General features: G+C 75.2%; 12 protein-coding genes. 5 read left to right on the plus strand and 7 right to left on the minus strand.

What is annotated here, in order from left to right:
- Together EBN88_RS23150 and EBN88_RS23155 are read left to right on the plus strand one after the other, a co-directional pair.
- On the plus strand, nucleotides 1-1,894 hold a 1,894-nt coding region (locus tag EBN88_RS23150), incomplete at its 5' end, for a glycoside hydrolase family 127 protein (RefSeq protein ID WP_147472813.1).
- A 113-nt stretch (nucleotides 1,895-2,007) separates the two neighbouring features.
- A complete protein-coding gene (locus EBN88_RS23155; RefSeq protein ID WP_122399010.1) occupies nucleotides 2,008-2,877 on the plus strand; it encodes a DUF7507 domain-containing protein in 870 nt (289 codons plus the stop codon).
- Between the two features lie 88 nt (nucleotides 2,878-2,965).
- On the opposite strand, the gene EBN88_RS23160 is transcribed toward EBN88_RS23155, so the two are convergent.
- The 4 genes from EBN88_RS23160 to EBN88_RS23175 form a co-directional block, all read right to left on the minus strand.
- On the minus strand, nucleotides 2,966-4,873 hold the full coding sequence (locus tag EBN88_RS23160) for a heparinase II/III domain-containing protein (protein WP_122399011.1): 1,908 nt from the start codon (nucleotides 4,871-4,873) through the stop codon (nucleotides 2,966-2,968).
- A 448-nt stretch (nucleotides 4,874-5,321) separates the two neighbouring features.
- Entirely contained in the window at nucleotides 5,322-6,596 is a 1,275-nt protein-coding gene (locus EBN88_RS23165; protein WP_122399012.1) for a sialidase family protein, read from the minus strand.
- Between the two features lie 83 nt (nucleotides 6,597-6,679).
- A complete protein-coding gene (locus EBN88_RS23170; RefSeq protein WP_122399013.1) occupies nucleotides 6,680-7,063 on the minus strand; it encodes a hypothetical protein in 384 nt (127 codons plus the stop codon).
- 210 nt (nucleotides 7,064-7,273) lie between these two features.
- Nucleotides 7,274-7,750 carry a DUF6194 family protein gene (locus EBN88_RS23175; protein WP_122399014.1) on the minus strand — a complete coding sequence of 159 codons (477 nt, stop codon included), beginning with the start codon at nucleotides 7,748-7,750 and terminating at the stop codon, nucleotides 7,274-7,276.
- Nucleotides 7,751-7,836: 86 nt separating this feature from the next.
- On the opposite strand from EBN88_RS23175, the gene EBN88_RS23180 reads away from it, so the two are divergent.
- Entirely contained in the window at nucleotides 7,837-8,517 is a 681-nt protein-coding gene (locus EBN88_RS23180; protein WP_233580870.1) for a MerR family transcriptional regulator, read from the plus strand.
- A 148-nt stretch (nucleotides 8,518-8,665) separates the two neighbouring features.
- Here the strand turns inward: EBN88_RS23180 and EBN88_RS23185 are convergent, their stop codons facing one another.
- Entirely contained in the window at nucleotides 8,666-9,508 is an 843-nt protein-coding gene (locus EBN88_RS23185) for a helix-turn-helix transcriptional regulator (RefSeq protein ID WP_122399016.1), read from the minus strand.
- A gap of 269 nt (nucleotides 9,509-9,777) precedes the next feature.
- Here EBN88_RS23185 and EBN88_RS23190 point away from each other — a divergent pair, with 269 nt between their 5' ends.
- A complete protein-coding gene (locus tag EBN88_RS23190) occupies nucleotides 9,778-10,524 on the plus strand; it encodes an SDR family oxidoreductase (RefSeq protein WP_407703452.1) in 747 nt (248 codons plus the stop codon).
- 87 nt (nucleotides 10,525-10,611) lie between these two features.
- On the opposite strand, the gene EBN88_RS23195 is transcribed toward EBN88_RS23190, so the two are convergent.
- Nucleotides 10,612-11,520, minus strand: coding sequence for a Vgb family protein (locus EBN88_RS23195; protein WP_122399018.1), 909 nt, complete (start codon nucleotides 11,518-11,520; stop codon nucleotides 10,612-10,614).
- Nucleotides 11,521-11,567: 47 nt separating this feature from the next.
- Nucleotides 11,568-13,220: a ribosomal protection-like ABC-F family protein gene (abc-f, locus tag EBN88_RS23200; protein WP_122399019.1), complete on the minus strand. Its 1,653-nt coding sequence runs from the start codon at nucleotides 13,218-13,220 to the stop codon at nucleotides 11,568-11,570.
- Between the two features lie 126 nt (nucleotides 13,221-13,346).
- Between abc-f and EBN88_RS23205 the strand changes: the two genes are divergently transcribed.
- On the plus strand, nucleotides 13,347-13,958 hold a 612-nt coding region (locus EBN88_RS23205), incomplete at its 3' end, for a TetR/AcrR family transcriptional regulator (protein WP_147472814.1).

Below are 13,958 nucleotides of genomic sequence, written 5' to 3' on the forward strand. Positions count from 1 at the left end.
GGCCGACCCGCGCGGCGCGCCGGGCGCGCTGCTGACGCCCGTTCCGCTGCGCGCGGCCGAACTGACCGGCGGCCCGCTGGCCGAGGTGCGGCGGCGGAACCGCGAGGTCACCCTGGAGACCATCTACCGGCGCTGCGAGGAGTGCGGCGCGATCGACAACCTGCGGCGGGCCGGCGGGCTGCTTGGGGGCGACCCGGTGGCCGACTTCCAGGGGCAGTACTACGCGGACTCCGACGTCCACAAGTGGCTGGAGGCCGCCTGCTGGCAGCTGGCCGAGGACCCGGACGACGCGCGGCTGCGGGAGCGGATCGACACGGTGGTGACCGTGTTGGAGGCCGCCCAGGACGAGGACGGCTACCTCAACTCGTACTTCGTGGGCGAGCGCGCCGCGCGCCGCTGGAGCAACATCCGCGACGAGCACGAGATGTACTGCGGCGGCCATCTGGTGCAGGCCGCCGTCGCGCACTTCAGGGCCACCGGGGAACGGCGGCTGCTTGAGGTCGCGATCCGGTTCGCCGCGCATGTCTGGAGCGTCTTCGGGCCCGGCCGGCGGCCGGGTGCCGACGGGCACCCGGAGTACGAGACCGCGTTGGTCGAGCTGTACCGGGCGACCGGCGACGCGGCGTATCTGGAGCAGGCGCTGTGGTTCGTGGAGCAGCACGGCGCCGAGCCGAGGGCGATCGGCGGCCGGGACTACCACCTGGACCACGCGCCGCTGGCCGAGCAGCGCGAGGTGGTGGGGCACGCGGTGCGCGCCCTCTACCTGTACACGGGCGCCACCGACGTGGTGACCGAACTCCCGGAGCGCACCGGCCCGTTGGGCGAGGCGGTGACCGCGCTGTGGCGGGACTTCACCGACCGCAAGCGCTATGTGACGGGCGGCGCCGGCTCGCGGCACGAGGGCGAGGCGTTCGGCGCGCGCTGGGAGCTGGGCGACGAGCGGGCGTACGCGGAGAGTTGCGCCTCGGTGGCGCACTTCCAGTGGGCGTGGCGGATGTTCCTGCGCACCCGCGCGGGCGAGTTCCGGGACGCGATGGAGGAGGTGCTGCACAACGGGCTGCTGTCGGGGATCGGCCTGGACGGCGAGGAGTTCTTCTATGTGAACCCGCTGGCGGACAACGGCGGCCACCGGCGCAGCCCGTGGTTCGGCACCGCCTGCTGCCCGCCGAACCTGGCGCGGCTGGTGGCGTCGCTGCCCTCGTACGCCTTCGCGACGGACGCGGACACGCTGTGGACGCTGCTGCTGGCCGAGGGCCGGGTGCGGGCCGAGGTGGCCGGCGGGACGCTGGAGTTGGCGGTCTCCACGGCGTATCCGTGGGAGGGCGCGGTCTCGATCGAGGTGGTGAACGCGCCCGAGGGGGCGTGCGGGATAGCGCTGCCCTTGCCCGGTTGGGCGAGTGCGCCGGCCGGCTGGGCGGTGGACGGGGCCGGGGTCGAGGGCGAGGCGGTGGACGGGTTCACCGTGCTGCGCCGGGTCTGGCGGGCGGGTGAGGTGCTGACCGGCACCTACGAGCTGCCGGTGCGGCCGCTGGCGGCGCACCCGTGGGTGCGGGCGACATGGGGGCGGATCGCGCTGACCCGGGGCCCCTTGGTGTTCTGCCTGGAGCAGGCGGACCACGAGGGCGTCGATGTGCGGGATGTCGCGGTGGAGCGCGACGGCGCCTGGGAGGTCGAGCGGCGGCCGGAACTGCTGGGCGGCACGGTCGTGTTGCGCGGCACGGGGCTGGCGCGTCCGGCGCCGGCGGCGGACGCGCCGCTCTACCGTCCCGCTGACGAGCCGCGCCCGGCGGTGGAGCGGGTGGCGTTGACGGCGGTGCCCTACCGGCTGTGGGCCAACCGCGAGCCGGGCCCGATGCAGCTGTGGCTGCCGGTGGTCTCGGCCGACGGCGCCTGAGCGACGGGCCGCCGGAAGGGGGAACGGCCGGCCGTCGCCCGAAGGGTGGCGGCCGGCCCGCGTGCCGCGCTGGTCCCACGGAACGGCTCGGGCACGCCCTACCGTGGGCACCCGTGAAGGCACGAAACGCGAAACTTATCCCTCATGTCCGTTCCCGCGCCGTCAGCTCCGGAGCCGCGCTGCTCGGGCTGCTGGGCGCGGCCCTGCTGCCGGCCGCGTCCGCGCACGCCCAGCCGTCGGCGCCGCCCGTTCCTCCGTTCCACCACGCGACCGGCGGGCATCCGGGGCCCCAACCGCCGCTGCTGAGCGTGGACAAGCGGGTCCCGGCCGACGCCGGGCTGCCAGAGCCGGTGCCGGTCGGCACCGAGGTGCCGTACGAGTACGTGGTGACCAACAACGGCGACGCCACGATCCGCGAGCTGCTGGTGATCGACGACGTCGCGGAGGGCGTGGCCTGCCCGCGCGGCCGGCTGTGGCCCGGGGAGAGCATGACCTGTTACGGGAGTTATGTGGTCACGGAGGAGGACGTGGCGCGGGGCAGCGTCACCAACACGGCCGTGGCCAGCGGGACGATCGGGGGGACGGTGGTCACCTCGCCGCCCGACCGGGTCACCGTGGACCTGGGCTCGGAGGTGGGCCTCGCGCTGACCAAGACCGTCGAGGACCCGGGTCCCTACGACTTCGGCGAGCGCGCGCGGTACACCTACACGGTCTCCAACCTGACCGACCAGCCGGCGGAGGGCGTGGCCGTGGTGGACGATCTGGTGGCGGACGTGGTGTGCGCGACCGAGGAGTTGGCGCCGGCCGGCGAGCCGGGCGACACCACGCGCTGCGCCGGCCGGTACGAGGTGAGCCACAAGCGCGGCGACTGCGGCGAGATCACCAACAGCGCCGCCGCCCTGACGCGGGACGGCCGGCTGCGCTCCGAGCCGGACTCGGCGACCATCTCCGTGGTCCGGCCCTGCGGCGGCCACCACCGCTGACGGCGACGCGCACGGGCGTGAACGGGCAGGCGGGCAAGGGCGTGAACGGGCGGCGCGCGTCCGCCCGTTCACGCCCGGCGCCTCCCGTTCACGCCCCGCGCCGCCCGGCCTCGGCCGCGCGGAAGGTGAGGCGGGTGGTGCCCTCGGCGATGGGCGCCGTGGCGACGAGCCGGACCCGGTGCACGGTCGCGCCCCAGACGGCCGCCAACTTGGGGTCGTCCACGGCCCGTTCCTCCGCCGCCATGCAGAACAGGGACGGGTCGTACTCCAGCAGCACCCGGTGCCCGGGCGCGCCCAGCAGCAGGCTGCCCGGGGTCGGCCCGGCGGCCACCGGGTGGGTGGTGACGAGGTGCAGCGCCAGGGAGCCGGGCGGCGCGGCGAGCCGCCAGGTCTCCTCGACGGCGACCTCGGCCGGGCCGTCGGCGTCGGCCCTGCGCAGGGTCAACGCCCGCCGCCACGCGGTGACCTGAGCCTTCGCCGGCCAGGTGGCGGCGAGGTCCAGTTCCAGCCGGGCGGCGTCGTCGGTGAGGACGGCCGTCACCTCGCGGGCGGCGTGCTCCTCGCCCGGCGCCTGCTGCACGCCGTTGACCAGCGGCAGGTTGTGCCAGGCCGAGCCCATGGTCCAGATGTCGTAGCGGTCGGGGCCGAAGGTCTTCCTGGTGTAGGTGCCGACCCCGAGGTCGATGACGACGGGCACGCCGCCGTTGGCCAGGACGAACGAGCCGACGTCGTTGTGGTTGTGGAACTCGCCGTTGTGGCCGCCCTTGGCCGCCAGGAACAGCCCCTCGGGATCGCCCCCGCGCTCGCGGGCGACCAGCAACTCGGTGTCCGGCAGCCACCGTTGACGCACCAGCGGCGGCCGTCCCGCCCCCTCGGCGGCGGCCGCCTGCCACTCGGCGTCGAGCAGCGGGGTGAGCAGCCGGGCCAGCGAGACGTCGGGCGCGTCCAGCGAGTCGGCGGGCGGGGTGGCCGTCGCCAGCGCGGCCACCTCGGGCTCGCCGACGCGCCGACCGTAGCGGAAGAGCAGGCCGGGCTCGACCCTGCCCATCCGGGGCCGGCCGTCGGCGAAGTTGACGAACCAGTCCCCGGCGACATGGGCGGTCACCGGGTAACGGGCCAGCGCGGCCGTCTTCGGCAGCCGCAGCGCGGCCGGGTCGCCGGTGGCGTCGGCGAGGGCCTCGACGCACTCGAAGTAGGAGGCGGCCGAGCGCCACCAGTAGTGGATGCCCTCGTCGCAACCGCCGTCCTCGGGCAGGGAGTCCAGATAGCGCCCCAGGGTGCCGACCGCGCGCGCCACGCTGTCGAGCAGCTCCTCGGCGGTCTCCTCCAGCAGCAGCGCCGCCGGCAGCACGTTGGAGATGATCCAGCTGGTCCAGTTGTTGAGCTTCTCGCCGCCCAGCCCGAGCCACCACCAGTCGTCTCTGGTGCGGTAGGGCACCAGCACCCGCGAGCGGACCTCGGCCCGCGCCAACGCGGCGGTCTCCTCGGGGAGTTCGTCGCCGACCAGGAGCAGGGTGTGGGCGAGGAGGGCGGCGGTGTCGGCGGCGAAGAGGTCGACGGTCGGGCGGGCGGGGTCGGGTGCCGGGTCGCCCTGGGCGTCGTGGGACATCTCGTGGGCGGGCAGGCACCAGGTGGGTTCGGCGCAGATCAGCCGGGCCACGGCGTCGAGTTCGGCGGTCGCGGTGCCGGGCCCGGCGAGAACGGTGTGGGCGACGGCGGCGCCCAGGCGGGTGCGGCGGGCGAAGTAGGCGCGCTCGTAGCGCTCCCGGTCGCCGGTCCGGCCGTAGGCGGTGAAGCCATCGGCCGGCAGCTCGGGCAGCTCGTCGGCGAGGTGGGCCCGCGCGAGGGCGAGGGTCCTGGCCCGGGCGGGCCCGGGGACCGCGCCCCAGGCGGCGCGGTCGGCGGCGGGGGGCAGGGGACGCCAACGGCCCGGTGGGGGCAGGACGGTGGCGAGGCGCTCGCGCGGGTAGAGGGCGCTGAGCTGGTCGTGCGGCACGTTGGGTTCCCTCCGTGCGGGGGTGCTCGGGGTGCGGGCTGGTCTTCGGGCGGTGGGTTGTGGGGGTTTGGTGGGGGGGCGGGCCGGCGGTCGGACCGGTCCGGGCGAGGGGCCCGGGACGCGCGCGTCCGACCCGTTCTCGCCGCCGGTTACAGCTTCCCCGGTGAGCGCGATCGAACCCGAAATTGACCGGTCACATCCGATCGCGGTGCGGAGGGAGGCCCCACCGGAGTGGGCCGTCTCCTCCACCGTTCGCGTCCGCCCGCCGGCTCGGACGACGGGGCCACCACGGCGGTTCGGGCGGTCGGGGCGGGGCGTCGGCGGTGACGGCTGCCGGCCGCGCGCGGCAGCGGCGCCGCGCGGGCAAGAGGACCGGGCACGCGGCGCAGTGGCGTGCCCGGTCCCGTTCAGGGGGTTGGCGGCCCCGCCCCCGGGGCGGGGCCGTCCGTCACAGCGAACCCGTCGCGAAGTACGCGCGGCAGACGTCGCCGTCCCAGTCGGTCGCGATCTGGAACAGCTCCCGTCCGTCGTCCGAAGGCAGCAGCGGGGAACTGTAGTTGGGGCAGTAGTTGGGTTCGGCCGTCGGCACCTGGACCGGTGCCGGGGCGGCCCGCCAGGGCCCCTCGCCGTTGGCGTTGTTGACCAGCACGATCTGGCCGTTCTCCGGCGCGGTCGAGCCGTCAGCGTTCAGCACCATCTGGCCGACGATCACCAGCTGTCCGTTGGGGTTGCCGTCGGGCGCCGGGGACCAGGCGACGGTGGGCGCGGCGCGCAGGTACTTGCCGTCGGCGGTCTCCGGGCGGAAGCCCAGGTGGGCCGGGTCGCCCCAGTCCCAGCCGTCGGGCGAGGTGCGGTAGTGCACCACGCACTGGTACTGGCCGCCCGGGTTGCAGATCTCGAAGATCATGAAGTAGGTGCCGTTGGGCAGCTTCCTGACCACCGGCATCCCCGGGCGGTCCGGCTCCCAGGTGCTGGCCACGGTGTTCTTGTGGTCGACCCAGTTGACGCCGTCGTAGGAACGGGCCGCCGCCAGTTTCTGGTTGTGCGCCGGATCGGTCTCGTCCGCGTAGTGGCAGACCAGCGCTCCGTCCGCCGCCACCGAGAACTCCGGCTCCCACAGGCCGCCGGTGCCGCTGGCGACCACGCAGCTGGAGAGGTAGTCCCAGCTGCGGCCGATGTCGTCGCTGGCCCAGATGCGCAGCGCCATCCGCCGGTCGGTCTCGTCCTGGCCGGCCGAGGAGGCCCACAGCAGGGTGCCGGCGCGCAGGTCGCCGACCTGCTGGGGCAGTTCGTAGAGCGTGGCGCAGCAGAGGCCCTGGCCGCCGGACGAGTCGGGGTCCGCGACGGCGCCAACCTGCCGGAAGCTGGCGCCGTTGTCGGTGGACTCGTGGATGGCGCCTATGCCGTTGTTGTCGTCGAAGGTCACCGTGCTGGCGAGGATGCGGCCGTTGGCGTCGCCGTTGTGGGCGAGCCGGATGGCGCGCGGGTAGAGGCCGGTGCCCTCGGAGATGGGGGTGCCGTTGGCGGCGGGCGCCACGTCGTCGGCGCCGGTGGACGCGCCGGCGGTCTCATCGGAGGCGACGGCCGCCGCCTCCGTGGTCGCCGTGCCCGCGTCGTCGGTGAGCGCGGCGGTGGCCGCCGGTGTGCCCAGCAGCGCGGTGAGCAGCACCCCAACGCCCAGCAGCGTCGAGCGCCTTGCCCATCGTGTCGATATTCGGCTCATGTAAGTGTCGTCCCTGCCTGTCTCGGTGGGGTTTCGGTGGGGGGTCGGGGAGCGGCGACCACCCGGGAGTGGTCGCCGCGCGGTCAACGACAGGTGGTGCTGAAGGACTGTTCGGCGAGCCCTCGGCGGAACGCCTCGGTGGCCGACCCGTACCGGGAGGGCCGCCCGTCCACGAACCAGGTGCTGTCCGGCGGGAACTCGGAGTCCTCGCCGGGGATGCCGTCCCGGCGGTGGCGGAAGTCGAGGTCGACGTGGGTGACCGCGCGGATCACCTCGGAGAGGTCGTGCTCGCCTTCCTGACCGGGGATCGGGCCCTGGTGGCTGAGCGGTCCGAAGAGCCGTTCCACCCACTCCGTCGCCAACTCGGGTTCGAGACCCGAGATGTCGGCGCCGTCCTCGGTGAAGTCCGGCGGGCCGGGCTCCGAGAGGACCGTGGGCCTGGCGTGCTGCTGTGCGAACCGCGTCATTCTCAGCACATTGGCATCGTGGTCCCAGATCTGCCAGACAGCAGAGGGGTTGCCAAACTCGTCTTCATCGATGTAAATGTCGCGGCATGAAGGGCCTCCAGGCCGTGGTTGTTGTGCGGGGTGCCGTGGTGAAGGTACCCGCTGTCGCAGGTCGGCAGACACCGTTTGTGCGTTGACGGGACCGAGGCCCTCGCGTGGGCTCGCGGTCGCTCAGGGCGTGCCCGAGGCGGTGCGGCGCTCGTGGCGTGCGCGCGCCAGGCGGTGCGCCGTGCGCAACAGCTCGCGGGTCGCCGCCCCGGCGCGCTCGCCCGGGTTCACCACCGCCAGCCAGCCGGCGGCTCCGTAGACGGGGTGCGGGATCACGGCGTCGGTGACGCCGTGATCGACCTCGACGGAGGCCGCCTCGCGCGGCGCGCGACCGGTCCACCGGACGAACGCCTCCCTGCCGGCGGCCATGTTCACGCGGAAGGTGTCCGGCCGGTCCAGGCGCGAGGCCCCGTCGCCGGGTTGGTCCCTGGTCACGATGGTCGCGAACGGCTGCCCCGTCGCCGGGACCGCGCCGTCGGGCGCGTAGTAGAAGAACGTGTCGCCCCAGCTGGTCTCCGGCGTCCCGTCGCCCGGCGCTGGCCTGAGGGTCAGCACGCCGTCGAGCCCGCTCACCCAGTCGATGATCTCGTCCATGGTCATGCGCTCTAGCCTGACCCTCAGGTGCTTGTGGGGACTTCGGCGTCGACGGGGAGGGCAGACGGATGAAAGGTCTCGAATCCGCTGGTTTGCGCACCGCCGATCTCGCGCGGCGCGCCGGGTACTCGGCGCAGCAGATCCGCAACCTGGAGCGCGACGGCGTGCTTCCGCCGGCCGCGCGCACGACCACGGGCTACCGGATCTACGGCGAGGCGCACCTGCGATCCGTGCTCGCCTACCGGGCACTCGCCGCCGGCGCTGGGCCGGTCAAGGCCAAGGGGATCGTCCGGGCCTTCCACCGGGGCCCCGCCTCCCGGGCACTCGCCCTGCTCGACGGGGTGCACGCCCAACTCGACGCGGAGCGCGCCGAACTGGGGCTGGCCCGCGAGGCGGCCCTGGCGATCGCCGACGAGCCGATCGAGGACGTGCGCGCGTCGGACTCGATGAGCATCTCCGAACTCGCCGCCGCCCTCGGCGTGCGCCCCTCGACGCTGCGGCACTGGCACGCGGAGTCCCTCGTCGTCCCGGACCGCGACCCCGTGCGGGGAACGCGGCGCTACACGCCGGCCCAGGTGCGGGACGCGCGGATCGTTCACCAACTGCGCAGGTCCGGATACCGCATCGCGCCCCTCCGCGCGCTCATGCCGGAGCTGCGGCGCGGCCGCCGCTCGGAGGACGTCACGGTGGCGCTGGCCGCGCGGGAGGCCGACATCACCACCCGATCCCGCGCCCTCCTCCACGCATCCGCCAACCTCAGCACCCTCCTGTGACGACGGCGGGCCTGCCCCCGGCGGGGCGCCGGCACCGACCGACACCCCGACACCGCGCGCCAGCGCGGCCAAGCGCCAGTCCAGAGACGGCAGCGTCGCCGCGCTCACACCAACCCGTTGCCGCGCGCCAGCGCACCCCGCGCCAGCGCTATCTGTCGGCCGTCCAGGTGCCGAGGAGGGTCAGGGCGTGGGCGGTTTCGGAGTCGGGTTCGACGTTGTAGACGCAGAGCGTCTGGTCCGGCTCGCCCGCCACCGGGAAGGACTCGTAGTGGAAGGTGAGGTCGCCCACCAGCGGGTGGCGGTAGCGCTTGAGGCCATGGGTGCGGCGCAGCACCCGATGGTCGTGCCACCAGGTGCCGAACTCGGGTGAGCGCACCATCAGTTCGCCCACCAGGTCGGCCAGCAGCCGGTCGTGCGGGTAGCGGCCGGCGTCGAGGCGGAGGGTGGCGACGGTCTCGGACGCGGCCCGTTCCCACTCCACGGTCCGCTCCCGCGCCTCGGGGTCCAGCAGCAGATAGCGGGCGAGGTTGCGGTGCCTGGCCGGCAGGGCCTCGAAGTCGGTGGTCACCTCGCGGGCCAGCCGGTTGGTGGCCAGCACGTCGGTGCGGCGCCCGATCACGAACGTGGGGACGTGCTCCAGGGCGGCCAGCGTCAGCCGCACCCCCGGCCTGACCCGCTGCGGTCCCGCCGGCGCGCGGCGTTCCGAACGGGCGGGCTTGGCCAGCAGGTTGTGCAGGTGTTCCCGTTCCGAGAGGTCGAGCCGCAGCGCGGCGGCCAGCGCCTCGACCACCTCGGGCGAGGGGTTGCGGGCCCGCCCCTGTTCGAGGCGGGTGTAGTACTCGGCGCTGACGCCGGCGAGTTGCGCCACCTCGCCCCGGCGCAGCCCGGACACCCGCCGGGGGCGGGCGTCCGGCGGCAGCCCGGCCGCCTCGGGCGTGACGCGGGCGCGGCGGGTGCGGAGGAAGTCGGCGAGTTCGCTACCACGGTCCACCTTCCCCAGTGTGCCGGCTCGGGGCCGCGCCCGGCGGCCCCAGGGTGGCCCTGCCGGTACCTGCCCGGGCAGGGCGCGCCGGGGCGCCCCGCCGGGCCCTGCCGGCTGGTCTGCTGGGGAGGCAGGCCGGCGGCGCACCGCCCCGGCCCCAGCTCCCTCACCGAAAGAGGCACTTCGTGTCCACTTCCCTCTCCCCCGACGCGTCTCCCACCGAACCCCGGAACACGACGAACGACGCCACCCGTGACGAGGCCGCGCGCCACCGCCCGTTGGCCGGGCGGGTCGCCGTCGTCAGCGGCGCGTCCAGCGGGATCGGCGCGGCGACCGCCGAGCATCTCGCCGAACTCGGCGCCCGCGTGGCGCTGTTGGCCCGCCGCGTGGAGCGGCTCGACGCGCTGGCCGCGCGCGTCGACGCGGCCGGCGGCACGGCGCTTCCGCTGGCCGTGGACGTCACCGACGAGGCGGCCGTCCAGGCGGCGGCCAAGCGGGTAGCCGCCGAACTGGGCGACGCCGACCTCGTGTTGAACAACGCCGGCGTGATGCTGCCGTCCCCGGTCGAGGCGGTGGCCACCGACGTGTGGCGGCGCCAGCTCGACCTCAACGCGGGCGGCGTGCTCAACGTGGTCGGCGCGTTCGTTCCGCAACTGCTGCGCTCGGTGGACGAGCGCGGCGTGGCCGACCTGGTGAACGTCAGCTCGGTGGCGGCGTTCGGGGTGTTCGCCAGGTTCGCCGTCTACTCGGGCACCAAGGCGTTCGTCTCGCACATGTCCCGCAATCTGCGGGCCGAGCTGGGGCCGCGCGGCGTGCGGGTCACCGCGCTCGAACCGGGCATCGTGGGCACCGAGTTGCAGGATCATGTGACGGACGAGAACGCCCTGGAGTGGCTGGCCTCGACCAGGTCCCAGCACGAGTGGCTGGTCCCGGAGGACATCGCGACCACCGTCGGCTTCCTGGCCTCGCTGCCGCCCCGGGTCAACCTCCAGCAGCTGACGGTGTTGCCGACCGGCCAGGTCTGAGCGTCCACGCCCGGCGCCAACCCGCGCGGCGCGCAGGCGCGTTCGCCGGCCCGCGCGCCCCCGCGCCCTGCGGGCCATCGTTCCCGCTCAGGGCCGGTAGCGGGCCAGAAGCCCGATCTCCAGCGCGGCGTGGAGCGTTCCTTCCGCGTCGAACGCGAGGCCGTGTGGCTCGGCCGGGGCGCCGTCCGGCGGCAGCGCCTCGGCGAGTGGGAACTCCTCGATCCGGCCGGCCGCGTCGATCGCGCCGATCCTGGCCGTGGCCCACTCGGTGAACCAGCAACGGCCGTCCGGGCCGGCGACGATGGCGTGCGGCCGGCAGTCGCGGTCGGGCAGCGGGAACTCCGTGGCCCGCCCGTCGAGCGTCATCCGCGCGATCTGCCCGGCGCCGATCTCGACGCACCACAGCGTCCCGTCCGCGCCCACGGTCAGCCCGACCGGCGCGGCCCCCTCGGTGGGCAGCGGGTGAACGGTGACCTCGCCGTCCACGGTGACCCTGGCCAGCGCGTGCGCCTGGTTGAGCGTGCACCACAGCGCGCCGTCGGGCCCCGCGACGATGGCCGAGGGGAAGGCGCCGGCCAGCGGCAGCGGGAACTCCTCGACCTCCCCTTCCACCGTGATCCGCCCGATCCGGTCGGCGCGCGACTCGGTGAACCACAGCGCCCCGTCGGGCCCGGTGACGATGCCGAACGGGCCGGCCTCGGGCGTCGGCAGCGGGAACGAGGTGGCCCGGCCCGCGTCGTCGATCCGGCCGATGCGGTGGTCGCCGGCGCGGGTGAACCACAGGGCGCCGTCGGGGCCGGGGGTGATGAGCGAGGGGGCGCAGCCGGGGGCGTCGAGCGGGTGGATCGCGACCCGCCCGCCGGGGTCGAGCCGGCCGACGGCCCCGGCGTGGACCAGGGTGAACCACAGCGCGGCCGCGCCTGGGCCGCCGCCCCACGCCACGGCGTAGGGGCCGGCCTCGGCGTCGGAGACACGGATCGGGGACAGGGATGGCATAAGCAACTCCTTGTGTGGAGGGGGAGGTTGAGGGACCGGGCGCCCGTTCAGACGTGGCTGTGGCGGGCCGGGGTCAGGCGCAGCTCGGCTCCGCGCCAGCCGGCGCGGAGCCGGCGGTCGTGGCTGACGACCACCAGCGTTCCCGGGTGGTCGGCGAGCGCGGCCTCCAACTCCTCGACCAGCGCGGGCGAGAGGTGGTTGGTCGGCTCGTCCAGCAGCAGCACGTCCACGGGCGCGCTGACCAGCCGGGCCAGCGCGAGGCGCTGCCGCTGCCCGGTGGAGAGCCGGTCCACGGGGGTGTCGAACCGGTCGGCGGCGAACAGGCCCAGCGCCAGCAGCCGTTCGGCGTGCTCGTCCGCCGTGCCGGGCCGGCCCTCGGCGAAGGCGGCCAGCAGCGTCTGGCCGGGTCGGGCCGGCGGCGGCTCCTGGCCGAGCCGGGCGATGCGGCCACGGGCGGTGAACGTGCCTCGGTCCGGGGCGAGTTCGCCGGCCAGCACGTTCAACAGGGTGCTCTTTCCCGCGCCGTTGGGGCCGGTGACCAGGAGCCGCGCGCCGGCCTCGACGGTCAGGTCGAGCGGCGCCAGCCTGCCGGCCACGGCCAGGCCCTCGGCGGCGAGCACGGTGCCGTCCAGCGGCGCGACGTGCGGCGGCGCGGTGAAGCGCAGCGGCTCGGGCGGGGGCGGCACCGGCTCGGCGCGCAGCCGGCGAAGTCGTTCCTCCGCGTTGCGGACCCGGCCGGCGACCGAGCGTTGCACCCGGCCGCCGGCCCGGTCGTAGGCCATCTTGTTGCCGTCCCTCATGCCGCGCCCCGGCGCGACCCGGCGGGCGGTGGTCGCCGCCGCCTCGGTGAGCCGGTCGATCTCGGCCCGCCAGGCGGCGTGTTCGGCGGCCCAACGGCGGCGGGCCGCCGCGTGTTCGGCGAGGTAGCCGGCGTAGCCCCCGCCGTGCCTGACCAGCTGTCGGCGGTCGGCGTCGACCTCCCAGACGGTGGTGGCGACCCGTTCCAGGAAGTCCCGGTCGTGGGAGACGACCACGGTGGTGCCGCGCCGGGCCCGCAGGTGGTCGGCGAGCCAGTCGGCGGCGCGGTCGTCGAGATGGTTGGTCGGCTCGTCGAGCAGCAGCACCTCGGGCGAGGCGGCCAGCAGGGCGGCCAGCCGCAGCCGGCCCAACTCGCCGCCGGAGAGCGTCCCGACGCGCTGTCCACGCTCCAGATCGACCAGGCCGAGCCCGGCGAGCGCGCGCTCCAGGCGGGCCTCGGCGTCATAGCCGCCGCGCAGCTCGAAGAGCGCCAGCAGCCGGCCGTACTCCTCGCCGCCGTCGCCGAGCGCGGCGGCCTCGTCGGCCGCCATCCAGGCCTCCAGCGCGCGCAACCTGGCCTCGATCGCGCGGAGTTCGGCGAGCGAACGGTCGAGCACCTCCCGCACGGTGAGCGTCGCCGGCAGCGCCTCCTCCTGGAGGAACGAGCCGACGCCGCCTCCTCCAAACGTCGTCCGGGAGGTGCCCCCGGCGTGCACCACGACGCGGCCCGCGTCCGGCCGCTCCCGGCCGGCGAGGAGCCGCAGCAGGGTGCTCTTGCCAGAGCCGTTCTCCCCTACGACGGCCGCGCGTTCACCGGCGGGGAAGGAGCAGCTGACCGCGTCGAGAACGAGCCGGCCGTCGTAGGACTTGGTGAGTTCGTGTGCGGTGATCTGTGTGCGCAAGGGGTGACTCCGGGGTGTGCGAGGACGGAACGGCCGCGACGGACAGCGGCCGGATGGTCGGACGAACACCTCGGTTGAGCACGGAGCACCTCTGTAATGCGACAATAGTTGCGTTAGAATCGTGCCATGCCGTCCCCCCCACCGTCAACCGACGACCCGCCGCCGCCCCGGGAGACCCCGCGCCGCCGCCCGGGCGGGCGCAGCGCCCGCGTGCGCGAGCAGGTGCACCGCGCGGTGCGCGAACAGCTGGTGGCCGAGGGCTTCGACGCGCTCACCGTGGACTCCGTCGCCGCCCGCTCCGGCGTGCACCGCACCACCGTCTACCGGCGCTGGCGCGATGTCGGCGGCCTGCTGGCCGACCTGCTCGACGCGGCGGCCGACGACACCTGGACGCCGCCCGACACCGGCAGCCTGCTCGGCGACCTGACCGCGCTCAACGAGGAGGTGTTGGCCGGGCTCACCGAGGACCCGCCGATCGCGACGGCCCTGATCGCCGCCTCGTTCCGCTCCCCGGACGCCGCGCTGGCGCTGCGCCGCTTCTGGGACGACCGTTACCGCCGCTGCGAGGCGCTGGTGGAACGGGCGGCGGCGCGCGGCGAGTTGCCGCGCGCCGACACGGACGCCCGCGCGCTGCTGGTCGCCGCCACCGCGCCCATCTACCACCAACTGACCCTGCTGCGCGCCCCCGCCGACCCGGCCCTGCCGGCCCGCGCCGCCCGCGCCGCCACCCTGGCCGCG

The organism is Streptomyces triticirhizae (assembly GCF_003696235.1).
GTDB classification, from domain to species: Bacteria; Actinomycetota; Actinomycetes; order Streptomycetales; family Streptomycetaceae; genus Streptomyces; species Streptomyces triticirhizae.

What these genes read in the sequence shown, in the direction of transcription:
- EBN88_RS23170 (WP_122399013.1), bottom strand. Translation starts at nt 7,063, where the DNA reads ATGACGCGGTTCGCACAGCAGCACGCCAGGCCCACGGTCCTCTCGGAG.
- EBN88_RS23165 (WP_122399012.1), bottom strand. Translation starts at nt 6,596, where the DNA reads ATGAGCCGAATATCGACACGATGGGCAAGGCGCTCGACGCTGCTGGGC.
- EBN88_RS23195 (WP_122399018.1), bottom strand. Translation starts at nt 11,520, where the DNA reads ATGCCATCCCTGTCCCCGATCCGTGTCTCCGACGCCGAGGCCGGCCCC.
- EBN88_RS23175 (WP_122399014.1), bottom strand. Translation starts at nt 7,750, where the DNA reads ATGACCATGGACGAGATCATCGACTGGGTGAGCGGGCTCGACGGCGTG.